The following is a 24,728-nucleotide window of genomic DNA, read 5'->3' as shown; positions in this document are numbered from 1 at the left end:
GCTCACGACGAACGAAAAACGAACGCCTACTGCTTTTCGCCCGACAGCCGGTTCAGCGCCGCCTCGAACTCCTCGGACAGCGAGACCGGTTCAGGTTCGTCCTTGTCGCCTTCGCCCGTCGGCGTCCCGGTATCGGGGACCGAGTCGTCCGTCTCCGCCGGCGCGTCAGCCGGGTCCATCGCGTCGAGTTCCGCGTTGATGGCGTCTGCCTGCTGGTGCATCGGCGCGACACGGACTCGGACGCGGTCGTAGTCGTGGCGGTCGTCGAGGCCGTTCCACGCCCGGAACGCGCCGACGGTGAGCGTCTTCGACTGCGGGCAAAACGGCGTCGTCGGCGTGAACTCCGCGAGAAGCACCGACGGGTCGTCTCGGTCCTCCGCGTAGCGGAACCCCGCGTTCGGGTGGCGCCGGTCGAGGTTCAGCCGCGCGAGGTTGTAGCCGAACGTCACGTCGTAGACGCCGCGTGCTTCGAACAGGTCGCGGGCGACCCGGTGGACGGCGACGTGGTCGTCGCCGTCGAGGACGCGGTGGCCGTCGAGGAAGGCGTCCGGGGCGGGCAGGTGTTCGGGGACGAACTGGTCGATATCGTCGAAGCGGTCGGCCCGCGACCCGCCACCGAACAGGGATGGGATGTCTGGCATGGTTCGAAGTGGGGTCGCCACGGGCGTAGGCCCACCCCCGAACACGTTCAATTCACTGTTCGTCGGCGCTCGTCGCGGTCGTGGCACGGGTCGATGGTGCTTGGTGCTGTCAAAATTCGTCGTCGCGGGACGGGAGCTACGTGTGGACGGGCCAAAGAGCGGCACAGACGGACCGGACACGGCTCGGAGCGCAGGTTACCAAATATCGCCACGACGGAGACGGTTTCGGACGCACTCAGCTCCGATTTATCAATCGCTGAATCCGGTCGCGAACCTCGTCCGCGGAGTCGTACAGTTCGTTGTCAACCGGAGCGAGCACCTCGTGGATGGGCTTCGACCCGCCTTGCGTTTCGACCTCGTAGTCGCCGTAGTTCTCGACGAGTTGCTCCGTCGTGGTCGGATAGTCCTGAATTTCAAGCGCATCGTCGAGGTCCCCAAGCGGCTCCCCGGGGGCGGGTTCGTCGGCGCGGTCACGCGCCTCTTGGAGCGCCCGTTCGCGCTGGCGCTGTTCTTCGTTGGCCGCTTGCTTGTTTCGGCCCTGTTTGTCGTCTGGCATCCTTGGCACTTCGAAAGCGAACGGGATAATGCTGTGGCCGATTCTCGGTAGTCGCGTCCGACACGCGGGTTCTGTCAGGTCCGGCGGGGGTCAACAGCGTCAGGCAGAAAACCGGTCAGTCCGGGGACGCCCGGTCGGTGCCGGCGCTCCGTTGCGGTCGGAACGGTCGAGTACACGATGGATGCCAACCGGCCTCGGAGTAGCTTTATTTTCGGCCCGATACGGTACACCACTTGCGGAACGATGCGTGCTCACCAATCGCTCGAAATCCTCGTCGTGGCTATCCTCTACATCTGCGTGTTTGTGATAGTCGTCGGACCTGCGCTTGATTCGATAGCCGGCTTGGAAACGCTCTCGGTGGATGCTACGAGGGGCGTTGAACGCACATGGGACTTAGTCTCGAAGCCACAGGGCTGGATTCTCTGTCTCGGCTACGTCCCAGTTCATTTCGCGTACCTGTTCGTCCGCGCACGACTCGCCGGCGAATCGGTTGATTCCTACTGGGACTGACAACCGCCACGACGTGTACTACGCCTCGCTGAACACAGAGTGCGAGTCGGTCACTAGCGACTCGCTGGCGAAATATATTACACGTCCACCAGTACTCGTTCACGTATGCGTTGCAACCAGCGTCTGCCCTCTATCGATGACTGACGTCAACGACGAGTTCGGTAGTGTGTGGGGTGGCGTGAGTACGCTGCTAGTCGCAGTACTCGCCATCGGCGTCTTCGTATTCTTGACGAACCCGACCAATACTGGTGGAGTTATCGCCGGAATCGTTTTGGCCCTTATTGGTCTTGTACAGGTTCTTGCCCCCCGCATCTCGCCGTGGTTCAAACGCCTTAGCCGTCACTGGATTGGCCTGTGTTGGATACTCGTCGGTGGCGGGATAGCGACTCTCGGGCTTGTTGCCTCGTCAACAGCCGGAACGCTCGTCGGTGGAGTTGTACTCGGGGCACTGTTCATACTCTTTGGAAGCGCTGTTGTATTCGGTCGTTGATATCGCCCTCTAAGCGTTGCACGCGTGTGCTCTCAGCACCGAGCGGTTCCGACAGAGACGGACGAAAAACAGCGATCAATGGTTGCCAGTCGGTACAACGGCGCTACTGCGGGTCAGGGTCGGGGTCGAATATCTCGGGGTCTTCCGGTCCCTCGGCGCGGACGACCGCCATACAGCCCTTGCGGACGACGCGGGACAGCGAGTGGTCGACGAGCTTGAAGTCGCCGGGGACGGGCGAACTCATCGTCGCGATGGTCGTGCTCCCCGGCGGCACCTGTCGCGTCTGGATGTGGGTCTGCGGGTCGGTCGTCAGCGACCCCTCGGGGTAGAGCGTCTCCCAGACGCTTCCGATGGGGTGGAAGCTACTGGAGAGGTTCGGCCCCCCGTCGACGAAGTACACCCGGACCGTCTCGTCGAGGCCGACCGTCGCGGCCGGCCCCCGGCCGTTGGGCGTCCACGCGTACTTCTCGCCGTTCATGAGGACGTACGTCGGGTCCTCGTTCCGCATGGCCTCGTAGTCGAAGGCGTGTTGGCCCTCCTCGCCGGCGTCCTTGTCGGTGTAGAGTTCGTGCTGGCCGAGGTATATCTCGTGGTCGACCTCGGGCATCCCCTCCGGCGGCTCGACGAGGATGAGCCCGAACATCCCGGCGCTGATGTGCATGTCCATGTTCGGCACGGCGCAGTGGTAGATGTACGCGCCGGGGTAGGTCGCCTTGAACCGCAGATGTGCCGTCTCGCCGGGGTTCGTCATCGTCGCTTCCGCGCCGCCGCCGGGACCGGCGACCGCGTGGAAGTCGACGTTGTGCGGCATGGTGTTCTCCTCGGGGTTCTCGAACGTCACGTTCACCGTGTCGCCCTGCCGGACGCGGACGAGCGGGCCGGGAACCTGCCCGTTGTACGTCGTGTAGGTGAACGTCACGCCGTCTTCGACCTCCGCGGTCACCTCCTCCGGACGGAGCGTCACGTCGACCTCGGCGGGCTCGCTCCGGTCGATTGGACCGGGGATATCCGTCGGGTCGGCCGCGACTTGGTCCACCAGGTTCGTCGAACCCTGTTGTGTCGGTTCCTCCGTCTCGTCGAGCGACTGCGCGGCGGTCGGCGATTTCGTCGCACAGCCGGCGAGCGATGCGACGCCGCCGAGTCCGAGCCACTGGAGCGTCCGCCGCCGGGTCGTGGATAGCATCTGTGTCTCCCTCCGGTTGAATCGAGTGCCCGGATACTGGTATAAACGGACACTGGTTGTCCGGGTTGGAGACGCGCTCCGAACATCTTCGCGAACCGTACCACGCCGTGAGACGCGGAGAGGCGCGGTCGCTAACGAGCGCGCGAATCCCGAGCAGACGAACGGGGGTTCAGTCGTCGCCGACGAAGCGGTCGCGGCGGTACCGACACTGCTCGCAGAAGAACTGCGCGAGTCCCGCCGGCTGCGTGCCGGTGAAGGCCATCTCGGAGCCGCAGTCGGGGCACCATTCGGAGTGGGTGGTATTCGTGTGGTCTGAACTCATACCACGTACAAACGCATGGGGTATTATTACATTAACGATTATGCCAAATTAGGCACGACCGACACGTTTCGGGTCGAAAACGGTGCCGCTCCCGGCGCTGACGAGGGGCACGCAGGAGGGGTGTCGGAGACCGCCCCGACTCAGGGCTCCCAAATCGCGGTGACGACGCCCTCGTCGCGCTCGGCGGAGCAGTAGGCGAATCCCCGGTCGTCGAGCTTCGGGTAGAGGAACTTCGGCTCGCGGTCGTTAAGCTGGACGAATACGGTTTCGCCGTCGAGGTCGGTGAGGCGGTTCATCGTCTCCGTGAGCGGTTCCGGCGGCGGCAGCTCCCGCACGTCGAGGAAGTCCACCGCTCGCTCGGTCGGTGCGTCGAGTCCGTCGAGGTACGCCTCGTGGTCCATATGCGTGTCGTGGGGGCGACAGCGCAGGAAGCTCACCCCGAACGTGTTCGATTCGGTTTCCCCGGCCAGTCGGCCGAACACGTTCGGGGCGTGGCTCACCTTCCGCGACGCCGAACCGCACGACAAGAGCCATGTCTCGACCGCCACACGTCGACACCGACGCCGACGCCGAAGCCAACACCGACGCGGAGAGTGACGCCGGCGCGCCGCCGACGGCGACCGCCCCGCCGGACCCGTCGAGCATCGACACCTCGCGGCGGCCGTTCGTCCTCATCTGGGAGGTCACGCAGGCGTGCGACCTCGCGTGCGACCACTGCCGGGCCGATGCGACGCCCGCGCGACACCCCGACGAACTGACCACCGCCGAAGGAAAACGCCTGCTCGACCAGGCCCGCGAGTTCGGCCCGGGCCAACTCGTCGTCCTCTCCGGCGGCGACCCGCTGGCGCGCTCGGACCTCGTGGAGCTCGTCGGGTACGGAACCGACCTCGGTCTCCGGATGACGCTCACCCCGAGCGGAACGTCGTCGCTGACGCCCGAAACGGTCGCAGACCTCGCCGACGCGGGCGTCAGGCGCATGGCGCTCAGCCTCGACGGCGCGACCGCGGCGTCGCACGACGCCTTCCGGGGAGAAGACGGGAGCTTCGACCAGACCGTCGCGGCCGCCCGCGCGGCCCGCGAGGCCGGCCTCCCGCTCCAGATAAACACGACCGTCTGCGCCGAGACGGTCGACGAACTCCCGGCGCTCTGCGACCTCGTGGCCGACCTCGGGGCGGTGCTCTGGTCCGTGTTCTTCCTCGTCCCCGTCGGGCGCGGGCGCGTCCTCGATCCGATTTCCCCGGAGCGCGCCGAGCGCGTCATGGAGTGGCTGACCGAAGTGAGCGAGGAAGCCCCCTTCGGCGTCAAGACGACCGAAGCGCCCCACTACCGCCGAGTCGCCATCCAGCGCCGGCGGGACGCGAGCGACGCGCCCCCGACCGACGGTATCGGCCGCCGACTCGGTATCACCGCCGGCGACGGCTTCGCCTTCGTCAGCCACACCGGCGACCTGTTCCCGTCGGGCTTCCTCCCCGCGTCCGCCGGCTCAGTCCGCGACGGCGGGCTCGTCGAGCAGTACCGCGAGAGCGACCTCTTTCGGTCGCTTCGGGACCGTGACGCCCTCCGCGGGAAGTGCGGCGCGTGCGAGTTCCGCCACGTCTGCGGCGGCAGTCGCTCGCGGGCCTACGCACACACCGGCGACCCGCTGGCGAGCGACCCGCTCTGCGGGTACGTGCCCGACGGCTACGACGGCCCGATGCCCGCGACCCGACCGGCGGGCGACTGACGCCTCGGAATAGCGGTCCGCGGGAGCCGTCCCGAACACGTTCGGGGTAACCGCTTGCATCCGTCGCCGCCGAGGTACAGCCGATGACGCGCGACTCCAATCTCACGAGACGGCGTTTTATGGCACTGACTGCGACGGCTGCGCTGTCGACGGCGCTCGCCGGCTGTTCCGGCTCCGGCGGCGACGCCGCGAACGCGGCCGAGGCGGACGGCGACGACGCGACGACCGCCGAATCGACCGCGGAGCCGACGGCCGACTCCGGCGAAGCGACCGGCGCGGAGAGCGGGTCCGGCGGCGGGAGCGCCCCGCAGTTCGACGGCTGGTTCGACAACGTGGACAACTACGACGGCGTCGCGGACGCGACCGGGCAGTCGACGGTGACGGTGACGGTGGGGTCACAGGCCAACGGCGGGGCGTTCGGCTTCGGCCCGGCCGCCGTACGGGTCGATTCCGGTACCACGGTCGTCTGGGAGTGGAACGGCAAGGGCGGGTCGCACAACGTCGCCGCCGAGGACGGGAGCTTCGAATCGGAGTTGGCGGGCAGTAGCGGCCACACGTTCGAACACACCTTCGAGGAGGCCGGGACGTACACTTACGCCTGTACGCCCCACGAGACGGTCGGGATGAAGGGCGCGGTCGTCGTCGAGTAGCGCCCGGTCACGTCGTTTTTCGCCCCGGTTTCGCCCGTCGTCGGTCGGTTCTCCACCGCCCGCGAACTTCTTCTCCCGGTGCGACGAATCTCTCGTATGCCTCGGACCTCGGTCCTCGCCGCCGCGCGTCGTCGCCCGTCGCTCACGTTCGCCCTCGCGGGCGGCGCGTTCGCGCTCTGGTACGTGCTCGCTGAGCCGGTGGTCGCGTTGCTGACCGGCGGCGACCCGGCCGTCCCCTCCGGGCCGATGGCGGTGCTCGTCGTCGGGGGGTTTCTCGGCGGCGGCCTGCTCGCCAGTCTGCTCTGGCGGCGACTCGGCGGGCCGAACTCCCGGGTTCGCGGCGCGCTCGTCGGTGGACTCGTGGGATTACTCGCGCTCCCCGTCCCGATGTACCTGCTCGAACTCGCAGTGGTCGTGATGGAGGGCAGTCCGTTCGAAGCGCCGGTCGGGGTGGGGGCGGTGGCGGCGCTCGTGAGGGGTGTGGTCCTGTTTCTCGTCGTCCCGCTGTTGCTCGGGGCGCTGGGGGTGATTGCGACGCTCGGTGGAACGGTCGTCGTCGGGGCCGTGACCGGACTGGTGCTCGCGTGGGAGTGAGTCGGGAGAGCCGACATCAAAGAGAAACCAGAACGCGTTAATCAGTCGTCGGCCGCGCTGTTGTGTGACAGTCATCTGATAGGTGTGGTGTGACACAGACAGAGGGTGAGTTTAGCACGCCATCGACATCCATTCAGGAAAAATTTCGAGGTAGGGGTCTTCACACTCTGTTCTACCAACAAACCTACAATCAAAACTGAGGTAGTGAGAATGTGCTACCGAATACCTCCGTTAAGTTGGCTCTCCTTGGAATTGCTATCTTGGTAGCAGGTGTCGGTGCTGTGGTTTGGGCAAGATATATTCTATCTTGGATACGCGATTCGAGGAACTGAAACCTCCTACACTTGGTGTGGAGAAACTGGCTATGATAACCGACTCGCGCTCTCTATTCAGCACGACTCCGACAAACTAACAGAAAAGAAGCGGTCCGACAGCCTTCCCCGGTTAGTCGTCGCCCAGGATGCCCTCGGCTACGGCCATGTCTTCGACGCTCGGGTCGTCGGCGGACTGCCGGAGGACGAACCGCTTTCTGACGAGGTCGGCCGCGTAGATGACCGTCCCGAGGATGATGAGCGTGTCGCCGGGGAGCCGCGCCCAGAACAGCGTCTGAATCAGCGGCTGGTCGTAGAAGGCGACGCTCCGGGCGGCGGCGTAGCTCCCGGTGAACGCCGTCTCCAGTTGGAGGAAGCCGACCGGGAGGACGGAGACGAACACCATCAGCACGAGGCCGACGTTCCAACACCAGAAGGCGGCGCGCAGCCACGAGCCGTCCCAGCGCTCGGGGTCGATGGAGAGCTGGAGCATGTAGGTGACCATGCCGAGCGCGAGGAAGCCGAACGCGCCGAACATCGCGGCGTGGGCGTGGCCGACCGTCAGGTACGTCCCGTGCTCGTAGTAGTTGATGAGCGGGAGGTTGATGAAGAAGCCGAGCACGCCCGCGCCGACGAAGTTCCAGACGCCGCTGGCGACGATGAACATGAACGGCAGGCGGTACGGGAACGACTCGCCCGACATCGCGCGGTACTGCCCGAGCGCCTCGTAGAGGATGAACACCAGCGGGATGAGTTCGAGCGTCGAGAACACGCTCCCGATGGGCACCCACATGTCGGGCATCCCGACCCACCAGTAGTGGTGCGAGACGCCGATGATGCCCGTCCCCATGACGAGCAGCGCCTGGAGCATGACGGCCTTCTCGGCGCTCCGGCGGGACAGCAGGTTCATCGACACCAGCGTCAGGCCGACGATGGCGACGATGAAGAACTCGAACGCCCCCTCGACCCACATGTGGACGACCCACCAGCGCCAGAACTCCGTGACGGCGATGTTCGTCTCGGGGGTAAAGAGGAAGCCCGCGGTGAACAGGAGGGCGATGGAGCCGCCGGCGTACAGAATCATGTGCGCCAGTCCGTACGGCGGCTCCTTGTCGAGAAGCGGTTTCAGGCCGCGGACGGCCAGCCCCGCCCAGATGAGGAAGCCGGCGAGGATGCCGAACTGCCAGAGCTTCCCGACTTCGAGGTATTCGAGCCCCTCGTTGCCGAGAATCCACCACAGCGAGCCGTCGATGTAGCCGTTCGCGCCCAGCCAGATGCCCGACATGCCGCCGACCACGACGACGACGATAGCGCCGAGGAGGACGTTGATGTACTTCGACTGCTTCGGCGGCTCGTAGCCGGTCAGAAGCGGCGGGAGGAACAGCCCCGCGCCGAGCCACGTCGCGGCTATCCAGAGAATGCCGAGGTCGATGTGCCACGTCTTGGCGATGGCGAACGGGAGCAGTTGCAGGATGGGCACGCCGAATATCGACTCGATGCCGAAGAAGCCGGCGCGCTCGATGTAGAAGTGCGCGAGTAAGCCGCCCAACAGCACCTGCGCCAAGAACAACCCGGCGGCGACCGGGATGAACCGGAGCGCCGCCCGCTGGCTCGGGAAGACGCTCACGTCACCGGGTTCGGGCACCGTGATATCCTCGGCCGACGGCTCGGGGAGTTCGACCGACTTGTACAGCCAGATGCCGAGACCCGCCCCCGCGACGAGGAGCACCATGGCGATGACGCTCCACGTCATCGAGGCGGCGGTGGCGTCGTTCCCCGCGCCGGGCTGGTACGGCCAGTCGTTCGTGTACGAGTGAGTGCCGTCGGGGCGGTCGGTGTGGGAGAACCACGCCGTCCACATGGCGAAGTCCGCGAACGCCCGCGCCTCCTCCTCGGAGTCGATCATGTTCACGGGCACGCCGCGCTCGTGGTCGCCCTCGTGGTAGCGCTCGACGTACTCCTGGCGGACCTGCTCGTGGGCGTACACCTCGGCCGCGGTGTACCGAATCGCCCCGCCCTCGTAGCTGTCGTCGAGGTCGTTTTTCACCACGTCGGCGACGGCCGCTTGGTCTGCGGAGTCGAGTTCGTCGTAGCTCTCACCGTACCGCTCTTGGGCGTAGTAGTTCCGCATGAACCCGACTTTCAAGTTCAGCGCGTCGGCGGTGTAGTCCGCGCCGTAGTACGCGCCGTTGCCCAGTATCGACCCGTGGTTCATCAGGCCGTCTTTCTGGAACACCGTCTTGCCCTCTCGAATCACGTCGCCGTTGGCGACGACGTCACCGTCGGGTCCGACCACCTCGTCGGGGATGGGCGGGGCCTCCTGATAGGCGAACCACGCGCCCGCACCCATCACGACGAGGTTGAAGACGAACACGACGACGATTGCCTTCGCGATGGTCTTGCGTTGTATCTCCATACACGTCGTGGTTCACACGCCTCGTATAGGCTCTACACGTCGCTTCCCGGCCTCGCACAGCTCGGACGAACATGTTCGGATTGTCGCTCTTTGAGTCGGAAGTCGTCTCTCGAACTGTATGACGACCGACTCGCGCCCCGCCGACCACGACCACGAAACGCCCGACACGGCGACCGACCGCGTCCACGACACATCGTGGTCCGCGAACCTCGAACTCCCGCGACACGCCGCCGACCGCGACCTCGTGGTTTCGGAGGCCGTCGACGCGGTCGAACACACGACCGCCGGCCACCACGTCAACCTCGTCACGCACGGCGACCACGGCCACCCGGAGACGTACCTCTACGACGCGCTCGCGGAGCGGTTCGACGGCGTAGAATACGAGTACGTCGAACAGTGCGGCTGCGGCGGGCACGTGACGCGGGTGTACGTGGAGTAGTCGCAGTCTCGGTTTCCCGCGCCGGAACTCCGTTCTCGGCGCTCGCGACGATACGATTCTCAGTTATCCCGACGGTTCAGCGGTTTTATCGTCGGCTTCGGTTTCGGCGAAGAACTCGAACGCCAACTCCCCGTCGAGGACGTGCGTGTGCTCGAACGCCCCCGTCTCAACGAGTTCCGCGGTACTGTCGACGACGAGTCTGCGGGCCGAGTCCGGCCATTCGGTGACCGCGAGGTTGATGAACGCGGTTTCGTCGGCGAGCTCGCCGAACCGATGGACTTCGACGACCGCGGCCGTCTCGTCTCGGAACAGCGACACGGACGGATGGGGACTGTGACCGGCCTCGAACGGCCCCCGTAGCGAGAGTTTTGGCGGGGTCCCGTCGCCGTCGGGTGCCGTAAAGCGCTGTGTGAGCGACCGCAGTTCGGTGTCGCGAGAGTGCGAAATCGAGACGGCGAGCGGTCTCGGGAGGGGCCCTGAAGTGGGGTCGACGCCCACGGTGGCGAGGTCTCCGTCGTCTCCGTCGTCTCCGTCTCGGTCGAACTGGAGGTACTTTCCCCTGTCTCGGGGGTTGTCGTCGGACTCGACCGCCGGGTCGGTATGTTCGGTTCGCGGACTGAGCGAGCTACATCCCGCGGTCAGGGTAGAGGCGGCGGTCAGTGCGGACGCGAGGAACGCGCGGCGGCGCATAGTTGTCAACACGTTGGCGGCAGTAACAATGTTCTGGACCGGTGACACGGCAGTGAGTGCTTCGGCAGGGTCCCAGTTCTGTTCGCTGTCGTCCGGTCACAACCGCAGCACACCGCCGACCGCGACCCTGATTGTTGCGGAGGCGGCCGCCGCGCTCGCGTCGATGCTGTACCTATTTATCTGGGAACGCGGATGACACGTCTATGGCCTCGCAACTCGTTTTGGCCCTGCTGGCAGGCGTCTTCGCCGGAGCCCTGTTCGGCCTGATAGAAACACCGATTCCGGCCCCGCCCAACCTCGCCGGAATCTTGGGTATCGTGGGAATTTACCTCGGATACAAGGGAATCCAGTGGTTGGGGCTCCACGTCGATATCTCGGGGGTGCTCGCGTCGCTGTTCTGAGCGCGTAATTCGAGAACTCGGAAGCGCCCCGCCTCGGAAATACCACCCGCCGCAGACGACTTACGGCTTCTTCCCCTTCGGGTGCGTCTCGCCCGCCGACTCGCCGCCCTCGCCTTTGAGCCACATGAACGCGCCGAACAGCGCGGGCGACGCCAGCATCGCGCCGAACGTTCCGGCCAGCGCGATGCCGCCGAGGCGCTCGGTCCCGGGGTCACCGAACGGCTCGGCCACCTGCGCGTTCGACCCGCCCTCGTCGTCGGTGACGACGACTGCGCCCTTCATGCCGAGCGTCTTGTGCGGCGTGCAGGCGTAGGTGTACGTCCCGGCCTCCTCGAAGGTGTGTTCGAACGTGTGGTCGCCGGCGCTGACGAGGTCGGATTCGAAGCTCCCGTCCTCGGCGGCGACGTTGTGCGACCCGCCCTCGCCGGACCACGTCCACGCGACGGTCGTCCCCTTCGAGACGCGAATCGCCGCGGGACCGAAGCCGAACGCCCCGCCGTTGGCCTGCGACCCGACCTCGACCGTCACGCGCTGGAGGCCGGTCTGCGCCTCCACGCCGTCGAAGTTCGAGGTGTTTTCGAACCACGCGTCGAGGTCCGCGTCTCCCTCGCCGGCGCTCTCGGTGGACTCCGACTCGCCCTCGCCGGCCGAGTCGGTCGAGTCGGCTGCCTCGGTCGCGGTCGCGCCGCCGGCGTCGCCGACGACGATTGCACCCTTCATGCCGAGCGTCTTGTGCGGCGTGCAGACGTAGGTGTAGACGCCGCTCGAATCGAACGTCCGCTCGAACGTGTGGCCGCTGTCGCCGACGAGGTCGGATTCGAAGCTCCCGTCCTCGGCGGCGACGTTGTGCGACCCGCCCTTCCCGGTCCACTCCCAAACGACGGTCGTTCCGGGGTCGACGCGCACGGCGGCCGGGCCGAAGCCGAACGCCCCGCCGTTGGCCTGCGACCCCACCGTCACCGTCACCGTCGAGCGTCCCGTCTCGTCCACCACCCCGTCGTAGTTCGAGGTCTGTGCGAACCACGAATCGAGGTCAGTCCCCGACTGCGCTCGCGCGGCGTCGGCGGCGCCTCCCAGCGCGGTCGCGGAGACGGCCGCGCCGCCGAGGAGTCGAAGTACGGTTCGCCGGCCGAGCGTCGGAGATGTGGTGTCGTTCGAACTCATGATTGAGGATGGCGAGGCGGTGGACCCGCCCCGCTCGATACTCGACAGTCGGGGGTCCGGTGAAAAGCCCGTCTCGGTGGTTCTCGAACCGCGGCCGGAGGCCGAACATGTTCGGAACTATCTTTGTGCGGCGGGGACGACTTCGTTTCACTACCGATGCCCCGGGCAACACTCTCCATCACGCTCCCCGAGCAGGTCTGGGTCTCCGACCTCTCGGGCCGCTATCCGGACGCCGAGTTCACCGTGCTCGCGGCGATGCCGGCCGACGAGACGGGCGTCGGCCTCGTCGAGATACGGGCGGCCGACATCGAACCCGTCGTCACCACTATCGACGAGTACGACTCGGTCGTCTCGGTGACGATTCTCGAAGCGCAGCCGGAGCGCGCGCTCGTGCAGTTCGAGACGACCGAGCCGCTGTTGATTCTCACGCTCAGCGAGGTGGGCATCCCGCTGGAACTACCCATCACCATCGTCGACGGCGAGGTGACAGTCGAGGTGACCGCGCCGCGGGAGAACCTCTCGGAGTTGGGCGAACAGCTCACGCAGTTCGGCATCCCGTTCGACCTCGTCTCCATCCACCAGTCGATAGACACGGAGTCGCTGCTCACCGACGACCAGTACGACCTCCTCGAAACGGCCGTCTCCGAGGGGTACTACGACACGCCGCGGACGTGCACGCTCACCGAACTCGCCGAGGCCGTGGGGCTGGCGAAGTCGACGACGAGCGAGAAGCTCCACCGGGCGGAGGGCAAAGTGATGAAGGCGTTTCTCGCGCGGGACGACGCGACGGTCGGGTAGGTCTCAGTCGTCGGCCTGGTCGCTGACGGCCGACCACATCGTCGAGAGCTGGTCCGAGGCCGACCGCGACGGCGACGACACCGAAAGCGAGAGGTCGCCGGGTTCGCGCGTCACGACGACTTCCTCGAAGCCGAGCGCGTAGCGGGCGGCGTCGCGGCCGCGGTCGCGTTTTTCGAGGAGCCCCGCCTCGACCATCTGTTCGAGCTTTCGGTACACCGTCGACCGCGGGAGGTCGCACGCGGCGGCGATGTCCGAGGCGGTCATCGGCCCGTCGAGCCGCCTGAGAACCGCCCGACACTGCGGGCTGGTGAGGGCGGCGAACACCGTCTCGAAGTCCGGTTCGAGCGCGTCTGAGAGTGGGTTGGTCGACATCTGCGTGAGAGTGGATTGCTCGGCGGCGACCCGCGCGCCGTCGGTTCGATTCCCGATACACCTCCGGAGCGTATGAAAGTCGTGGAGCACCAGCGTCGGGTCCGGTCGAACCGATGGCCATCGATTCTGACTGGTGCGCCCGAGTCGACTGTTTTCCCGCCCGGTACGTATCGACCATGCCGAACATGTTCGGTGAACTCCTGTGCGGCGGGAACCGGCGAGACGGTATTCCATACCCCCGGGCAACGACCGACTGTAATGCGAAACTACGTCGGTGCACCCGGTTCGACGGTATCGCGTCGCGAATTCCTCGCCGCAACGGGAAGCGTCGGAGTGCTCGGCCTCGCGGGGTGCGCCGCGCCCACGAACGATGACGGCAACGCCGCCGTCGGCGCGGACGAGACGACGGTCGCCCAGACGAGCGAGTCGAGTCTGCCGTACACCAGTCCGCCGGAGGTCGTGCAGGTCGACGAGCAGGGCGGGCAGGTCACCCTCAAGAGCGCGCCGGCGCGCCACGCGGCCCACCCCCTCGAAACGATGGGCGGGCCGGTCGAACTCCCGCAGGTGTGGGCGTTCAGCGCCGACGACGGCGAGCCGAGCGTCCCCGGGCCGATTCTCCGGACGACCGAGGGCAACGACATGGAGGTCACGCTGGACAACACCGACGGGATGCGCCCGCACACGGTCCACTTCCACGGCGTGCGCAAGGCTTGGAAGGACGACGGCGTGCCGACGACGACGGGCATCCGCGTCGACCCCGGCGAGAAACACACCTACACCATCCCGGCGAACGTCCCCGGGACGCACCTCTACCACTGTCACTACCAGACCCACCGGCACATCGAGATGGGGATGTACGGCATCCTCCGCGTCGACCCGAAGGGGTACGAGCCGGCCGACCGGGAGTACTTCATGACCGTCCGCGACTGGGACTCGCGGCTCCCCCGGCAGATGGCCGGCGAGAACGTGACGTACGACCCCCGGGACCGGAAGCCCGACGTGTTCACCGTCAACGGCAAGAGCGCGCCGCGGACGCTCCACCCCGAAGACGGCTCGCCCATCATCGTCGAGCAGGGCGACACCGTCCGGGTCCACTACGTCAACGCGGGCTACATGAGCCACCCGATGCACATCCACAACCACCGCTTCCAGGTCGTCGAGAAGGACGGCGGCGTCGTCCCCGAGGCCGCCCGCCACGACATGGACGTGACGAACATCGCGCCCGCGGAGCGCCACACGATAGAGTTCACGGCGGACGCCCAACCCGGTATCTACCTCATGCACTGCCACAAGGTCAACCACGTCATGAACGACAACTTCTACCCCGGCGGCATGCTGAGCGGCGTCGTCTACAAGGAGGCGATGGACACCGATATCTTCGCGAGTCTGATGGAGTACGCCGGCTACGAGGGATAACGAAACGGAGGGTAGCGGCGGTGTGTCCGCTCGCCTCGACGTCCGGCGGCTCGTTTCGTTTCAATCGATTTCCGTGACACCAGCTGGAACCGCTACCTATCGAGTAGCAAAACCGGCCGCTGAATTAGTCCTCACGCCCCGGGGCGTCGACAAACAACGGATCCGAATCGCCGCGTTTTTTAGGCCAACCTAATTCTGGGTTCTTAATGAAGCGAACCAACCCAACGCGTAGAGACCTGCTGGGAAGTGGCGCTGCCCTCGGTACCGCGCTCTTCGCAGGGTGTCTCGGTGGCGGCGAGAACGGAACTGACGGGACGACCGACAGTTCGACCAGCGACCCGAACACCACGGCAGTGGCGTCCACCGATGAGTCGAGCGGCACAAGCGACACCGGTGGGTCGTACACCGTCTCAATCGAACCGATGGGTCCGGTCGAGTTCGACGAACCGCCGGAGCGATGGACCGCGCTGTTACCAACCCTCGCGGATATGGGGTTCGCGCTCGGCGGGGGACAGACGCTCGGCATTCAGAACCACGCGCGCTTCGCGAACGAGGCGTTCGAATCACTGCCCGGTGTCGAGTTCGACGCGGACGCTATCGTGGAGCTAGTCGGAGACGGCGTGCCGAAAGAGCTGGTGTACGAACTGAACGCCGACGCTCACCTTCTGGACCCCAATCTACTGGTGAACTGGTACGGCTGGGACCGCAGCGACATCGAGGAAGTCCGAACCGAGATCGGTCCCTTCTTCGGGAATTTCAGTCGCAAGCACAGCTCGGAGTGGCACGACGGCTACCGCTACTACGAACTCTACGAGATGTTCGAACTGGTCGCCGACGTGTTTCGGGCCCGGCCGCGGTACGAGGCGTTTGTCGACCTCCACGAGGAGATGCTCGATACGATCGACGAGCGAATCCCGCCGGCCGACCAACGCCCGACCGCACTGCTGGTCTATCCGGCCGGTCAAGAGGGCGATGAGTTCTATCCGTTCCGCTTCGATGACGGTGGAATCAGCACCAAGCAGTGGCGAGAACTGCGGCTACAAGACGCGCTTGCGGGGACGGACATCGAACACTTCAGCGGGACCAACAACAGCACAATCGATCTGGAGGCTATGCTCGAAGTCGACCCCGAGGTACTGCTCGTCCGCAACTACGGTGGTGCGTCCGAGTCGGAGTTCCGGGAGGCCGTGGTCGAACCGTTACAGGACGACCCGGTCGCGAGCGAGGTCCGAGCCGTTCAGGACGGGGCGGTCTATCCCGCTGGATATCTCGACCAAGGACCCATCATCAACTTCTATCACACCGAACAGGCGGCCTTGAACATCTACCCGGACGCCTTCGAGGGCGCAACGCTGTTCGACCGCGAACGCGTCGCCGACATCGTCACCGGCGATTTCTAATCGTCGTCGAGGAACACTCTCGCCGTTCGCGCGGCGACTGATTTCCTCCGCCACTGATAGTTTGCTGAGACCGTGCTGCATACAGGGAGCGAGTCGGTCACTCGACTCTCCCGGTCTGGGTGTTAATTATAGAAGAGATACTTGGTATTCATTCCAGTGAAAAACTAACTTTTGGACCATCAATGATATTCACGAGAATTCTCACTGAGTCAGACTTCGTATCCGGCCCAAGTTCAGCTTGAAACAGTTCTGTCGTGGAATTTTTTTGTAGATAAACCTTGGCAGTGATTTTTTCACTCCTAGTTCGGTCGAGAGTCTCTTCATAACTAAATGATTCCTGAGCTTCCCAGCCGTTTCCATCACTACCCAACACTTCGCTCATGTACTGATCAAGAACGACTAGATCGCCCTGAAAATATTCGCTTGTCTCATTACTAACTAGTACCTGTAGGCTCATCTCGGTTGACGTATTCCGTCTCTCTGGAGCGGTACTTTGCTCAGTCTGAGAATTAAGACACCCCGGCAAACCGATTAGAACACTTGACGAGATTTGTAATACCCTTCTCTTTGAGATTTGCATTGTAGTTGAGACTTTATCTCCTGTTGGCAGATGTATCTATCTACAGACTGCTTCATAGCTCAAAGCATCGAATGAACAGACATTCATCTGCTGAACTCACCCTCTGAGTGTTGCACGTCGATTTTGTCAGTTTCTGAGGGATTCAACCGACCCGCGGCTGTCACAACTGTTATTAGTCAGTTGTATCACTAGGTGATTAATGGCGTCAACGCAACTCCAACACGCCCGAGCGGGAACCGTCACCCCGGCGATGGAACGGGTCGCGGAGCGCGAGAACCGCGACCCCGAGTTCGTCAGGAAGCAAGTCGCTGAGGGGCAGGCGGTCGTCCCCGCGAACCGCAACCACGACTCGCTCGACCCGATGATTATCGGCCGCGAGTTCGCCACGAAGGTCAACGCGAACATCGGCAACAGCGAGACGACGAGCGACCTCACCGAGGAGTTGGAGAAACTCCACACCGCGGTCCACTACGGCGCGGACACGGTGATGGACCTCTCGACGGGGTCGAACCTCGACGAGATTCGCGAGGCGAACGTCGCGTACTCGCCGGTCCCCATCGGCACCGTCCCCATCTACGAGGCGGTCAAGCGCGTCGACAGCCCCGAAGACATCACCCGCGACCTGCTCCTCGACGTCATCGAGAAACAGGCCGAGCAAGGCGTCGACTACATGACGATTCACGCGGGCGTGCTGATGGAGCACCTCCCGCTTACCGACGGCCGGAAGACGGGAATCGTCTCCCGCGGCGGCTCCATCCTCGCCCAGTGGATGGAAGAACACGGCGAGCAGAACCCCCTGTACGTCGCGTTCGAGGATATCTGCGACATCTTCGCGGAGCACGACGTGACGTTCTCGCTCGGCGACGGCCTCCGACCCGGCTGTCTGGCCGACGCCGGCGACGACGCGCAGTTCGCCGAACTCGACACGCTGGGCGAACTCACGCGGACCGCGTGGGACTACGGCGTGCAGGTGATGGTCGAAGGTCCCGGCCACGTCCCGATGGACCAGATTGCCGAGAACGTCGAGCGCCAACAGGACGTCTGCGACGGCGCGCCGTTCTACGTCCTCGGCCCGCTCGTCACCGACGTGGCTCCGGGCTACGACCACATCACGAGCGCCATCGGCGCGACCGAGGCCGGCCGCGCCGGCGCGGCGATGCTGTGCTACGTCACGCCCAAGGAACACCTCGGCCTTCCCGACCGCGAGGACGTGCGCGAGGGACTCGCAGCCTACCGAATCGCCGCCCACGCGGCCGACGTGTCGAACGACCTCCCCGGCGCGCGCGACTGGGACGACGCGCTCTCGGAGGCCCGCTACGAGTTCGACTGGGCGCGGCAGTTCGACCTCGCGCTCGACCCCGAGCGGGCGCGGTCGTACCACGACCAGACGCTCCCCGGCGACAACTACAAGGAGGCGCGCTTCTGCTCGATGTGCGGCGTCGAGTTCTGTTCGATGCGCATCGACCAGGACGCCCGCGAGGCCGACGGCGAGATGGAGACAATCGAGTCCGCGACCGACCTCGACGCGTCGCTCGCGGCCGACGCGAACCTCCCCCCGGTCGGCGCGCACGACACCGACCGCGTCCCCGACGAAATCGAAATCGGCGGCGTCACGTTCACGCCCGAGTCGGCCCACGGCGACGACTGACGACCCGCCGCGTCCGCGGCCCGCCGATCAACCGACCCCGCGGCCAATCGACCGAACCCACCGCGCGACCACCCCGTGTCGGTGGCTTCTTTTTCCGGGTCGCTGAAAGGGAGTACCAATGGTCCTCGGCAGTCTCCTCCCGTCGTCGCCGCCCGCGAACGTCGCCGTGATTCTCCTGATGACCGGTCTCATCTGGGTCGGCAGCGGGTGGCTCGAAGAATCGGCCGACCACCTCGCGGCGTACTACGGTCTCCCGGCGGTCGTCCAGGGCTCGATTATCGTCGCCCTCGGGTCGAGCTTTCCCGAGTTCGCCAGCGTCGCCGTCGCCGCGACCGCTGGCGTCTTCGACATGGGCGTCGGCGCAATCGTCGGCTCGGCCATCTTCAACATCCTCGTGATTCCGGCGCTGTCGGGGCTCGCCACCGACGGCGACCTCGAAACGAGTCGGCTCGTCGTCTACAAGGAAGCGCAGTTCTACATGGTCGCCGTCGCCACGCTCGTCGTCACCTTCTCGCTGGCGGTCATCTACTTCCCCGTGCCCGACGGCCCGCCGCTGACGGGAGAACTCACCCGCCCCATCGCGCTCATCCCACTGCTCCTCTACGGGCTCTACCTATTCATCCAGTGGCAGGACGTGTCGGAGCACGAAGCCGAGGACGCGGGCGTCGCTGACGGCATCGGCCGCGAGTGGGCGCGGCTCCTCGGCGGCCTCCTCGTCATCCTCGTCGGCGTCGAGCAACTGGTCGGGAGCGTCGAGTCGCTCAGCGCGACGTTCGGCGTCCCGACGTTCCTCGCGGGCGTCACCGTCGTCGCCGCCGCGACGAGCCTCCCCGACACGCTCGTCAGCGTCCGCTCGGCCGCCGACGGCAACAGCGCGACGAGCCTCGGCAACGTCCTCGGGTCGAACACGTTCGACCTGCTCGTCGCCATCCCCGTGGGCGTGCTCATCGTCGGGAGCGTCCCGGTGGACTTCGCCGTCGCCGTCCCCATGCTGGGCGTGCTGACGCTGGCGACCGTCCTGCTTTTCGGCCTGCTCCGGACGGACCTGTCGCTCACCCGGCTGGAGTCGTACGCGCTCGGCGCGGCGTATCTCGTCTTCGTCGGCTGGGTTATCGCTGAGACCGCGGGCGTCACGTCGCTACTTCGGAACTGACGGCCGGACGCGGTCGGTCCGTCGGGTCCGCCGACTCGGACTGACTCGCCCCGACGCCCGGCGACCCCGCCCTACTCCGCTCGCGGCTGTCTGACCGTCACCACCGGAACCGGCGAACTCCGAACCAGCTTCTCGGCGACGCTCCCGAGCATGTAGCGGTCGAATCCCGTGTGGCCGTGGGTTCCCATCACCACGATGTCCACGTCGTACTCGTCGATGTACGCGAGGATGCCGTCGTGAATCGACACGTCGCGGCCGACCGACTTCCTGATAGTCTCGACGCCCGCGGCGGCCGCCGTGTCGCTCGCCGCGTCGACCGCGTCGCTCGCCCGCTCTTCGAGTTCGTCGAGGAGGAGCGGTCCGCGGACGTCCGCGCCGAAGGCGGCGACGTTGACGACCGACACCGCGTGGAGCGCCGCGTCGGTCGCCGCGGCCAACTCGCTCCCGAACGTGACCGCCGCGGTCGCGCAAGCGCTCCCGTCGGTGGGCGTCAGCACGTCGGCGTAGGGGTACGCGAGGTCGGTCGCCGCGTCCGGCCGAACGGTGAGCACGGGCACGTCCGACCGCCGGACGACGCGCTCCGTGGTACTCCCGAGGAGCAGGCGGCTCAACCCCGTCCGCCCGTGGGTCGGCATGACCACGAGGTCGGCGTCCTGCTCGGCCGCGTACTCGGTGATGACCTGATACGGTTCGCCGCGTTCGACGCTCGTCACGACCGTCACGTCGGACTGCGACGCGCGGGCCGCGGCGTCGCTCACGAATCGCTCGCCGTCGCTTCGGCGGCGTTCGCTGGGGTCGTCGCCGGCGTCGTCGCCCTCGGAGCCGCCGGTCAGGCTCGGGCGGCGCTCGGGTTCCGGCGGGGCGACGTGCAGTAGGTGGAGGGTCGCGTCGTGGGCGGCGGCCATGTCGACGACGTGGTCGAGGACGGCGTCCGCGCCGTCGCTCCCGTCGGTCGGAAAGAGGAGTTGGTCGAACATGGTTCGATATTCTCAGCGAACGCACAAAAGCGAGGAGGCTGGTCGCCGGGGAGTGAGAAGTCGGCCGCGCCCCGCTTTCAGCGCCGGAGCGCCCAGACCGCCAGTCCGATGGCTTCCCGGAGCGTCACGCCCGCCGCGAACACGTACACCGTCTGTAACGGTAGTTCGAGGAAATCGATGGCAGCGACCGCGAACGACATCACGATGGCCATCCCGACCCACCCGAGTGCGAACCGGCGCTCCGACGCCGACGTGTGTGTGCCCAACTCGACCATACTCCCTGACTCGGCCGAATCTATTTAGTTTCTCGTGCTGGCGCGCCCGAGCGGGCGGTCGGGTGCGCCGTCGACGGCCGGATTACTCCGATTGGGCGTCCACCACGGCGACGCCGGCCAGATTGACGATGTCTTTGACCTCGTCGCCGCGCTGGAGGACGTGGACGGGTTTGTCCATGCCGACGAGCATCGGGCCGATGGCCTCCGCGCCGCCGAGCCGCTGGAGCAGTTTGTAGCCGATGTTCCCCGCTTCGAGGTTCGGGAACACGAGGACGTTCGCGGGGTCGTCGAGTTCCGCGAAGTCGTAGGTGTCGGTCAGCATCTCCTCGACGAGGGCGGTGTCGGCCTGCATCTCGCCGTCGACCGGGAAGTCGACCTCGGGGTCGGCGTGCAGTTGTTCGACGGCGTTTCGGGGCTTGCGCGTGCCCTCGTTCGTGACGCTCCCGAAGTCCGAGTACGAGAGCAGCGCCGCGCGGGGTTCGACGTTGAAGCGCCGGGCGAGCTCGGCGGTGTGTTTCGTCACCTCCGCGAGCACGTTCTCGTCGGGGTCGAGGTTGACCGTCGCGTCGGCGCAGAAGATGACCCGGTTCCGGAACGTCAGCATGTAGACGCCGGCGGCGTAGTCGGCGTCGTCGGCCGTGCCGATAATCTGGAGCGGCGGGCGCAGCGCCGACGGGTAGTGGTGCGTGAGGCCGGTCAGCATCGCGTCCGCGTCACCGACTTCGACCATCACGCTGGCGAAGTAGTTCGAGTCACCCCGCACGAGTTCGGCCGCCTCGGTCCGGGTGAGACCCTTGCGCTGGCGGCGCTCGTAGAGGTGGTCGACGTAGTGGTTCCACTCGCCGCTTTCGGGGTCCGCGATGGTCGGGTCGAAGTCGAGGCCGAGGTCCTCGGCGGTGCGGAGAATCTCTTTCGTCCGGCCGACGAGAATCGGTTCAGCGATGTCCTCTTCGACCAACTGGCTCGCGGCGCGAATCATCTTCTCGTCTTCGCCCTCCGCGAGGACGACGCGTTTGGGGTTCGACGCCGCCTTGTTGAGGACGACGCGCATCATCTCGCGGGACTTCCCGAGGCGGGCTTCCAACTCCTCGCGGTAGTCGTCGAGGTCGCGCTCGCGGCGGGCCGCGCCGCTCTCCATGGCCGCCTCGGCGACGGCGGGCGTCACCTCGTAGAGGACGCGCTGGTCGAGCGGCTTGGGGATGAGGTAGTCGGGGCCGAACTGGAGCGGGCCGTCGCCGTAGGCCTTGACGACCGCGTCGGGCACGTCCTGTCGCGCGAGGTTCGCCAGCGCCTCGGCGGCCGCGCGCTTCATCGCCTCGTTGATTTCGGTCGCGCGCACGTCGAGCGCGCCGCGGAAGATGAAGGGGAACCCGAGCACGTTGTTCACCTGATTCGGATAGTCGGAGCGCCCGGTGGCCATGATAACCGTGTCGTCGCGGGCGTCCTTCGCGTCCTCGTAGGCGATTTCGGGCTCCGGGTTCGCCATGGCGAAGATGATGGGATTGTCGGCCATCGACCGCACCATCTCCTGGCTGACGATGCCGCCGACCGAGAGGCCGACGAGCACGTCCGCACCCTCGATTGCGTCTTCGAGGTCGCCGTCGTCGACGCCGCGGGCGAACGGCTCGGCGTACTCGTCGAGTTCGCCGGCCTCGGCCCGCGACTCCGAGAGGACGCCGTCGATGTCGCACAGCGTGATGTTCTCGTGAGGGATGCCCAGCGAGACGTAGAACCGCGCCGTCGCGGTCGCGGCCGCGCCCGCCCCCGAGAAGGTGACGTTCAGCGACGACAGCTCCTTGTCCGCGATGTCGGCGGCGTTCAAAAGCGCCGCCCCGGAGATGATGGCCGTGCCGTGCTGGTCGTCGTGGAACACGGGGATATCCATCCGCTCGCGCAGGGATTCCTCGATTTCGAAGCATTCGGGCGCACGGATGTCTTCTAAGTTGATGCCGCCGAACGTCGGCTCCATCGCGGCGACCGACTCCACGAACGCTTGGGGGTCGTCGTGGTCGAACTCGACGTCGAACACGTCGATGTCGGCAAAGCGCTTGAACAGCACGCCCTTGCCCTCCATCACCGGCTTCGACGCCTGCGCCCCGATGTCCCCCAGCCCGAGGACGGCGGAGCCGTTGGAAACGACGCCGACCAGATTACCCTTCGCGGTGTACTCGTAGGCGGCGTTCTCGTCCTCCGCGATGTCGCGGCACGGCGCGGCCACGCCCGGCGAGTACGCCAGACTCAGGTCGCGCTGGGTGTTCGTCGGCTTCGTCGTCGCAATCTCTACTTTCCCCGCGGGCGGACGCCGATGGTAGTCTCGGGCGTCGTCTCCGAGTGTCATTGCTCGTGATGGGAACGGTGAGGTAAGTAGACCCTTCGCTCCGACAGCGCCACGTCAACGAGAGTCACGCACAGCGCAGCCGCTCGTCGCGCCGTTTCCCCGCCGAGGTGATGAATGTACGGGTCCGGCTGGTGCTTACGGGCGACAGCGTCGTTGGCACGCCCCGCTCACGCGCTCAACGGAGCGCTTCGTGCGGCATCGTGTAGAGCTGAACGTTGTCCGCTATCGACACCTCCTCGAAGTGACTCTCCGTGACGAACAGGTCCGAAACCGCGTCGACTTGCTTGATGGGATAGATATGCTTCGCGCTGCCGTAGCCGTGGTACACCTCGACCGGCACGGCGAACGCGATCTCTCCCTCGTCGACTTCGACTGTCGCACCGAACGTCAGCTCGTCGTCCTCATCGACAACTGTACAGATAGTTGACGGTACCGTATCCCCTGCATCGTATATCTCTTTGACCATCCGTTGACAACCCACACTATTTTTCATTACCTCGAACCGTGTTTCTCCCCGCCCACTCTTCGGGAACACACTGCTCAAGTTTCAGCCACATGTCCAACGAGCACCGTGATAACTATTACTCAACCGCCAGAACTATATGGGTAGTTGATACGTTCGGCGGCGCGTTGGCCCGCGCGCGCCGAGTCACTGCGTCGGAACCGAACTGCGGGCCGCCGACCGCTGGTCGACGCCCGTGGTGTGTCTCGTCGCCCGCCACGGGGGCGACGAACTCGACAGCCGATGCTCCCGGCCCGGGCGAGAATCCGCGCGTTCACCGACGCGTCGCCGGGTGAACTGCCCGTCAGCTGTCTAGTCGTCTCCCTGGTACGTCGTCGTGCGCGCGGCCCGATAGTCGACCATCAGTTTGTGGACAGTTCGTGTCGCACGCGGCCCGTGAATGCGGCGTCGAGCTCAGCGGAGGGCGTCGTGCGGAATCGTGTAGAGTCGGACCTCGTTCGCGACGGTCATCTCGTCGGGTTCACCGTCCGTGACGAACAGGTCCGAGACGCGTTCGATCTGTTCTGTCGGATAGACGTGCTTCGCGCTGCCGTAGCCGTGATAGACCTCGACCGGCACGGCGAACGTCAGCACATCCTCGGCAGCGGGGACCGAGCAGATATCCGTCGGTACGTTCTCTCCTGCTTCGTATCGCTTGTTAACCATTCTGATTACCTACACTTTGTGGCGGCTCTGAGCAGTATCTCACCCACCCCTTGAGATATCCTATCGAGTTTCGACTACAACTCCAACGACCACGATGATAATCGTTCCCCCCAAGTGGGCGAGAGCGGCAGCCGAATGGGTCTCACACGGTCGGCTGGTCGTGACCACGGGTTTCATCGCGTTCGAGCGCGTCCGATACGCGTGTTCTCGGCCGAGGTCGAACGCGCCAAACTGTGGTCGGCTGTCCCGGAGTGTGATGAAGATACGTCTGTTACAGCTCTGTCGGTCACCCGCGTTCCGTCCACCGCGGTCGCCTCGCAACGCCCCTCGCTTACGCGGGAGCCAAGTCGACCCCGCCGGTATCATAACATATATTATGGATATTCGCACGTCGGCGGCGACCGCGCCGTGTCGCTTGCGACGACGGGGGTTGATTTCAACGGCGTGAGGTCCACCCGAGACCAGGCATCGACCTTTCAGAAACTTTCACATTCAAAAGTATTATGCCGTTTC

General features: G+C 65.6%; 27 protein-coding genes. 12 read left to right on the top strand and 15 right to left on the bottom strand.

Annotation, left to right across the window (positions count from 1 at the left end; genetic code table 11):
• Positions 1-26: 26 nt before the first annotated feature.
• Both ACSR87_RS05020 and ACSR87_RS05015 read right to left on the bottom strand, forming a co-directional pair.
• Positions 27-641, bottom strand: a complete 615-nt coding sequence (locus ACSR87_RS05020) for a DUF7998 family protein (protein ID WP_008575229.1) — start codon at positions 639-641, stop codon at positions 27-29.
• Positions 642-876: 235 nt separating this feature from the next.
• Positions 877-1,197, bottom strand: coding sequence for a DUF5789 family protein (locus ACSR87_RS05015; RefSeq protein ID WP_405311025.1), 321 nt, complete (start codon positions 1,195-1,197; stop codon positions 877-879).
• A gap of 243 nt (positions 1,198-1,440) precedes the next feature.
• On the opposite strand from ACSR87_RS05015, the gene ACSR87_RS05010 reads away from it, so the two are divergent.
• On the top strand, positions 1,441-1,707 hold the full coding sequence (locus ACSR87_RS05010) for a hypothetical protein (RefSeq protein ID WP_008575233.1): 267 nt from the start codon (positions 1,441-1,443) through the stop codon (positions 1,705-1,707).
• Between the two features lie 136 nt (positions 1,708-1,843).
• Positions 1,844-2,197, top strand: a complete 354-nt coding sequence (locus ACSR87_RS05005) for a hypothetical protein (RefSeq protein WP_498529730.1) — start codon at positions 1,844-1,846, stop codon at positions 2,195-2,197.
• A gap of 103 nt (positions 2,198-2,300) precedes the next feature.
• On the opposite strand, the gene nirK is transcribed toward ACSR87_RS05005, so the two are convergent.
• From nirK to ACSR87_RS04990, 3 genes are all read right to left on the bottom strand, one after another.
• Positions 2,301-3,380: a copper-containing nitrite reductase gene (gene nirK, locus ACSR87_RS05000; RefSeq protein WP_008575234.1), complete on the bottom strand. Its 1,080-nt coding sequence runs from the start codon at positions 3,378-3,380 to the stop codon at positions 2,301-2,303.
• 169 nt (positions 3,381-3,549) lie between these two features.
• The gene (locus ACSR87_RS04995) at positions 3,550-3,702 is read right to left on the bottom strand and encodes an HVO_2142 family zinc finger protein (protein ID WP_008096193.1); all 153 of its coding nucleotides are present in this window, start codon (positions 3,700-3,702) and stop codon (positions 3,550-3,552) included.
• 140 nt (positions 3,703-3,842) lie between these two features.
• Entirely contained in the window at positions 3,843-4,202 is a 360-nt protein-coding gene (locus ACSR87_RS04990) for a DUF2249 domain-containing protein (protein WP_008575235.1), read from the bottom strand.
• A 32-nt stretch (positions 4,203-4,234) separates the two neighbouring features.
• Between ACSR87_RS04990 and ACSR87_RS04985 the strand changes: the two genes are divergently transcribed.
• From ACSR87_RS04985 to ACSR87_RS04975, 3 genes are all read left to right on the top strand, one after another.
• Positions 4,235-5,425: a TIGR04053 family radical SAM/SPASM domain-containing protein gene (locus ACSR87_RS04985; RefSeq protein ID WP_498529729.1), complete on the top strand. Its 1,191-nt coding sequence runs from the start codon at positions 4,235-4,237 to the stop codon at positions 5,423-5,425.
• Positions 5,426-5,508: 83 nt separating this feature from the next.
• Positions 5,509-6,075 (top strand): halocyanin domain-containing protein, encoded by a 567-nt coding sequence (locus ACSR87_RS04980; protein WP_498529728.1) that lies wholly within the window; start codon positions 5,509-5,511, stop codon positions 6,073-6,075.
• Between the two features lie 96 nt (positions 6,076-6,171).
• The gene (locus tag ACSR87_RS04975) at positions 6,172-6,669 is read left to right on the top strand and encodes a hypothetical protein (RefSeq protein ID WP_498529727.1); all 498 of its coding nucleotides are present in this window, start codon (positions 6,172-6,174) and stop codon (positions 6,667-6,669) included.
• A 444-nt stretch (positions 6,670-7,113) separates the two neighbouring features.
• Here ACSR87_RS04975 and ACSR87_RS04970 read toward each other — a convergent pair whose 3' ends face one another.
• Positions 7,114-9,396: a nitric-oxide reductase large subunit gene (locus ACSR87_RS04970; RefSeq protein ID WP_498529726.1), complete on the bottom strand. Its 2,283-nt coding sequence runs from the start codon at positions 9,394-9,396 to the stop codon at positions 7,114-7,116.
• 118 nt (positions 9,397-9,514) lie between these two features.
• On the opposite strand from ACSR87_RS04970, the gene ACSR87_RS04965 reads away from it, so the two are divergent.
• Positions 9,515-9,835: a CGCGG family putative rSAM-modified RiPP protein gene (locus ACSR87_RS04965; protein WP_498529725.1), complete on the top strand. Its 321-nt coding sequence runs from the start codon at positions 9,515-9,517 to the stop codon at positions 9,833-9,835.
• A gap of 63 nt (positions 9,836-9,898) precedes the next feature.
• On the opposite strand, the gene ACSR87_RS04960 is transcribed toward ACSR87_RS04965, so the two are convergent.
• Positions 9,899-10,525 (bottom strand): DUF8121 family protein, encoded by a 627-nt coding sequence (locus ACSR87_RS04960; RefSeq protein ID WP_498529724.1) that lies wholly within the window; start codon positions 10,523-10,525, stop codon positions 9,899-9,901.
• Between the two features lie 203 nt (positions 10,526-10,728).
• Between ACSR87_RS04960 and ACSR87_RS04955 the strand changes: the two genes are divergently transcribed.
• Positions 10,729-10,926, top strand: coding sequence for a XapX domain-containing protein (locus ACSR87_RS04955; RefSeq protein WP_253244449.1), 198 nt, complete (start codon positions 10,729-10,731; stop codon positions 10,924-10,926).
• Between the two features lie 60 nt (positions 10,927-10,986).
• Here the strand turns inward: ACSR87_RS04955 and ACSR87_RS04950 are convergent, their stop codons facing one another.
• Positions 10,987-12,090, bottom strand: coding sequence for a halocyanin domain-containing protein (locus tag ACSR87_RS04950; RefSeq protein ID WP_498529723.1), 1,104 nt, complete (start codon positions 12,088-12,090; stop codon positions 10,987-10,989).
• Between the two features lie 156 nt (positions 12,091-12,246).
• On the opposite strand from ACSR87_RS04950, the gene ACSR87_RS04945 reads away from it, so the two are divergent.
• Complete coding sequence (locus ACSR87_RS04945; protein ID WP_498529722.1) at positions 12,247-12,888, top strand: helix-turn-helix domain-containing protein; 642 nt, start codon at positions 12,247-12,249, stop codon at positions 12,886-12,888.
• 3 nt (positions 12,889-12,891) lie between these two features.
• Here the strand turns inward: ACSR87_RS04945 and ACSR87_RS04940 are convergent, their stop codons facing one another.
• The gene (locus ACSR87_RS04940; RefSeq protein WP_049914811.1) at positions 12,892-13,260 is read right to left on the bottom strand and encodes a winged helix-turn-helix domain-containing protein; all 369 of its coding nucleotides are present in this window, start codon (positions 13,258-13,260) and stop codon (positions 12,892-12,894) included.
• Between the two features lie 258 nt (positions 13,261-13,518).
• Between ACSR87_RS04940 and ACSR87_RS04935 the strand changes: the two genes are divergently transcribed.
• Positions 13,519-14,676 (top strand): multicopper oxidase domain-containing protein, encoded by a 1,158-nt coding sequence (locus ACSR87_RS04935; RefSeq protein ID WP_498529721.1) that lies wholly within the window; start codon positions 13,519-13,521, stop codon positions 14,674-14,676.
• 422 nt (positions 14,677-15,098) lie between these two features.
• Positions 15,099-16,076 carry an ABC transporter substrate-binding protein gene (locus ACSR87_RS04930; RefSeq protein WP_498531035.1) on the top strand — a complete coding sequence of 326 codons (978 nt, stop codon included), beginning with the start codon at positions 15,099-15,101 and terminating at the stop codon, positions 16,074-16,076.
• Positions 16,077-16,224: 148 nt separating this feature from the next.
• On the opposite strand, the gene ACSR87_RS04925 is transcribed toward ACSR87_RS04930, so the two are convergent.
• Positions 16,225-16,458 carry a hypothetical protein gene (locus ACSR87_RS04925; RefSeq protein ID WP_498529720.1) on the bottom strand — a complete coding sequence of 78 codons (234 nt, stop codon included), beginning with the start codon at positions 16,456-16,458 and terminating at the stop codon, positions 16,225-16,227.
• A 397-nt stretch (positions 16,459-16,855) separates the two neighbouring features.
• Between ACSR87_RS04925 and thiC the strand changes: the two genes are divergently transcribed.
• Both thiC and ACSR87_RS04915 read left to right on the top strand, forming a co-directional pair.
• Positions 16,856-18,304, top strand: coding sequence for a phosphomethylpyrimidine synthase ThiC (thiC, locus tag ACSR87_RS04920; RefSeq protein ID WP_498529719.1), 1,449 nt, complete (start codon positions 16,856-16,858; stop codon positions 18,302-18,304).
• Positions 18,305-18,422: 118 nt separating this feature from the next.
• A complete protein-coding gene (locus ACSR87_RS04915; RefSeq protein ID WP_498529718.1) occupies positions 18,423-19,457 on the top strand; it encodes a sodium:calcium antiporter in 1,035 nt (344 codons plus the stop codon).
• A gap of 71 nt (positions 19,458-19,528) precedes the next feature.
• Here ACSR87_RS04915 and ACSR87_RS04910 read toward each other — a convergent pair whose 3' ends face one another.
• From ACSR87_RS04910 to ACSR87_RS04890, 5 genes are all read right to left on the bottom strand, one after another.
• Positions 19,529-20,434, bottom strand: a complete 906-nt coding sequence (locus tag ACSR87_RS04910; protein WP_498529717.1) for a universal stress protein — start codon at positions 20,432-20,434, stop codon at positions 19,529-19,531.
• Positions 20,435-20,511: 77 nt separating this feature from the next.
• Positions 20,512-20,709, bottom strand: a complete 198-nt coding sequence (locus ACSR87_RS04905) for a hypothetical protein (protein ID WP_004042040.1) — start codon at positions 20,707-20,709, stop codon at positions 20,512-20,514.
• A gap of 82 nt (positions 20,710-20,791) precedes the next feature.
• Positions 20,792-23,047, bottom strand: a complete 2,256-nt coding sequence (locus tag ACSR87_RS04900; RefSeq protein WP_498529716.1) for an NADP-dependent malic enzyme — start codon at positions 23,045-23,047, stop codon at positions 20,792-20,794.
• Between the two features lie 175 nt (positions 23,048-23,222).
• Positions 23,223-23,513, bottom strand: coding sequence for a hypothetical protein (locus ACSR87_RS04895; RefSeq protein ID WP_004042042.1), 291 nt, complete (start codon positions 23,511-23,513; stop codon positions 23,223-23,225).
• A 450-nt stretch (positions 23,514-23,963) separates the two neighbouring features.
• Positions 23,964-24,215, bottom strand: a complete 252-nt coding sequence (locus ACSR87_RS04890; RefSeq protein ID WP_498529715.1) for a hypothetical protein — start codon at positions 24,213-24,215, stop codon at positions 23,964-23,966.
• Positions 24,216-24,728 lie beyond the last annotated feature (513 nt).

The sequence above is a fragment of the Haloferax sp. SDI50 genome, assembly GCF_059802635.1.
Note: the sequence above shows the minus strand (reverse complement) of the source record. Positions and strands in the feature narration are given on the sequence as shown.

Coding starts and splice junctions, on each gene's coding strand:
- nirK (WP_008575234.1), bottom strand. CDS start 3,380: ATGCTATCCACGACCCGGCGGCGGACGCTCCAGTGGCTCGGACTCGGC.
- thiC (WP_498529719.1), top strand. CDS start 16,856: ATGGCGTCAACGCAACTCCAACACGCCCGAGCGGGAACCGTCACCCCG.
- ACSR87_RS04910 (WP_498529717.1), bottom strand. CDS start 20,434: ATGTTCGACCAACTCCTCTTTCCGACCGACGGGAGCGACGGCGCGGAC.
- ACSR87_RS04950 (WP_498529723.1), bottom strand. CDS start 12,090: ATGAGTTCGAACGACACCACATCTCCGACGCTCGGCCGGCGAACCGTA.
- ACSR87_RS05020 (WP_008575229.1), bottom strand. CDS start 641: ATGCCAGACATCCCATCCCTGTTCGGTGGCGGGTCGCGGGCCGACCGC.
- ACSR87_RS04945 (WP_498529722.1), top strand. CDS start 12,247: ATGCCCCGGGCAACACTCTCCATCACGCTCCCCGAGCAGGTCTGGGTC.
- ACSR87_RS04980 (WP_498529728.1), top strand. CDS start 5,509: ATGACGCGCGACTCCAATCTCACGAGACGGCGTTTTATGGCACTGACT.
- ACSR87_RS04930 (WP_498531035.1), top strand. CDS start 15,099: ATGGGTCCGGTCGAGTTCGACGAACCGCCGGAGCGATGGACCGCGCTG.
- ACSR87_RS04905 (WP_004042040.1), bottom strand. CDS start 20,709: ATGGTCGAGTTGGGCACACACACGTCGGCGTCGGAGCGCCGGTTCGCA.
- ACSR87_RS04965 (WP_498529725.1), top strand. CDS start 9,515: ATGACGACCGACTCGCGCCCCGCCGACCACGACCACGAAACGCCCGAC.
- ACSR87_RS04985 (WP_498529729.1), top strand. CDS start 4,235: ATGTCTCGACCGCCACACGTCGACACCGACGCCGACGCCGAAGCCAAC.
- ACSR87_RS04940 (WP_049914811.1), bottom strand. CDS start 13,260: ATGTCGACCAACCCACTCTCAGACGCGCTCGAACCGGACTTCGAGACG.
- ACSR87_RS04900 (WP_498529716.1), bottom strand. CDS start 23,047: ATGACACTCGGAGACGACGCCCGAGACTACCATCGGCGTCCGCCCGCG.
- ACSR87_RS04925 (WP_498529720.1), bottom strand. CDS start 16,458: ATGAGCGAAGTGTTGGGTAGTGATGGAAACGGCTGGGAAGCTCAGGAA.
- ACSR87_RS04915 (WP_498529718.1), top strand. CDS start 18,423: ATGGTCCTCGGCAGTCTCCTCCCGTCGTCGCCGCCCGCGAACGTCGCC.
- ACSR87_RS04975 (WP_498529727.1), top strand. CDS start 6,172: ATGCCTCGGACCTCGGTCCTCGCCGCCGCGCGTCGTCGCCCGTCGCTC.
- ACSR87_RS05015 (WP_405311025.1), bottom strand. CDS start 1,197: ATGCCAGACGACAAACAGGGCCGAAACAAGCAAGCGGCCAACGAAGAA.
- ACSR87_RS04890 (WP_498529715.1), bottom strand. CDS start 24,215: ATGGTTAACAAGCGATACGAAGCAGGAGAGAACGTACCGACGGATATC.
- ACSR87_RS04995 (WP_008096193.1), bottom strand. CDS start 3,702: ATGAGTTCAGACCACACGAATACCACCCACTCCGAATGGTGCCCCGAC.
- ACSR87_RS04960 (WP_498529724.1), bottom strand. CDS start 10,525: ATGCGCCGCCGCGCGTTCCTCGCGTCCGCACTGACCGCCGCCTCTACC.
- ACSR87_RS04955 (WP_253244449.1), top strand. CDS start 10,729: ATGGCCTCGCAACTCGTTTTGGCCCTGCTGGCAGGCGTCTTCGCCGGA.
- ACSR87_RS04935 (WP_498529721.1), top strand. CDS start 13,519: ATGCGAAACTACGTCGGTGCACCCGGTTCGACGGTATCGCGTCGCGAA.
- ACSR87_RS05010 (WP_008575233.1), top strand. CDS start 1,441: ATGCGTGCTCACCAATCGCTCGAAATCCTCGTCGTGGCTATCCTCTAC.
- ACSR87_RS04895 (WP_004042042.1), bottom strand. CDS start 23,513: ATGGTCAAAGAGATATACGATGCAGGGGATACGGTACCGTCAACTATC.
- ACSR87_RS04970 (WP_498529726.1), bottom strand. CDS start 9,396: ATGGAGATACAACGCAAGACCATCGCGAAGGCAATCGTCGTCGTGTTC.
- ACSR87_RS05005 (WP_498529730.1), top strand. CDS start 1,844: ATGACTGACGTCAACGACGAGTTCGGTAGTGTGTGGGGTGGCGTGAGT.